This is a genomic window from Synechococcus sp. R55.3, from assembly GCF_047461975.1.
Lineage (GTDB): Bacteria > Cyanobacteriota > Cyanobacteriia > Thermostichales > Thermostichaceae > Thermostichus.
In genome coordinates, this window is record NZ_JANSIG010000006.1 from 1 (window position 1) to 1,233 (window position 1,233).

General features: G+C 58.2%; 1 protein-coding gene. It reads right to left on the reverse strand.

Going from position 1 to position 1,233, the window contains the following annotated elements:
* Positions 1-96 precede the first annotated feature (96 nt).
* Positions 97-1,233: UPF0182 family protein (locus NW849_RS01675; RefSeq protein WP_414355643.1), on the reverse strand; the 1,137-nt coding region annotated here is incomplete at its 5' end.

Consider the following 1,233-nt stretch of genomic DNA (forward strand, 5'->3'; position numbering starts at 1 on the left):
TTCCCTGAGGAAGTGCGAAGATTGACACCCTAACCTTAAAACATCCGTTAAGTTTCGTCAACCACCCAATACAAAAATGAGAAGGGATCCCTTTCTCTACCGGCTACCCCTCGGCAAAAAGAGCGATTCCAAGGCTTGGCTGAGGGTCGGTTCCATCACCACCCGGTCTTCGTAGGCGGCGATCACCCGGGTGAGCTGGGGCAGGCGGCCCTGTTCTGCTTCGATGTAGAGGGGCTGAACATAGAGCAAAGAAGTCTCGATGGGGATGACCAGCAGCGTGCCCAGGTTCACCCGCGACCCATGCTGGTTCCAGAGGGAAATTTGCTCGGAGATCAAGGGATCCTGATTGACCCGTGCTTCCACCTGTTCCGGGCCATAGATGAGCCGTTGCTTGGAAAACTCGTACACCAGGAGCTTGCCGTAGTTTTCCCCGTCGCAGCGGGCCGCTATCCAAGCCACCATGTTCTGCTTGTTAACAGGGGCATAGGGGGAGAGGAGGACGAACTCAGGAGTGTGATTGGCAACCTCTTGGGGATCCCTCGGCAAGGTGAGAATGAGATACTGCGGCTGCATGGGAATGCGCCGTCGATTGCGGAACTGGCCGGGGATCTGCCATTGATCCTCGCGGTTGTAGAAGAGGCGGGGATCCGTCATGTGGTAGGTGGCAAACTGCTGCGCTTGCAGGCGGAAGAGGTCTTGGGGATAGCGGATGTGTTGCCGCAGCGGCTCCGGCATTGCCTCCAGAGGCTTGAAGAGGGTGGGGTAGATGCGGGCGTAGGCTTGGATGAGGGGATCCCGAGGGTCGGCAATGTACCAATCGATGCTGCCGTTGTAGGCGTCCATCACCGCCTTGACCGAGTTGCGGATGTAGTTGAAGGGAAAGCCGGGCAGGTGCTCCGAGTAGGGGTAGCGGCTGCTGGTGGTATAGGCATCAAAAAACCAGTAGAGCTTGCCGCCTTGAATGACCAGGTAGGGATCCCGGTCGTAGAGCAAAAAGGGCATCACCCGACGGATGCGCTCGCGGATTTGGCGGCGATAGAGAAAGCGGGTGGCAGAAGACAGCTCGCGGCTGAGAAGGATGCGCAGATCGCCAAAATGCCAAGCGTAGAGAAACCGCTGCCAGAGGTGGGGAATGGGCACGCCACCGCTGCCCTGATAGCTGCTGTACACATAGCGCTCTGCTGCAGGGTAGTCCAATTCCCGCGCCTCAGCGCCCACGAAAACATCGGTGGT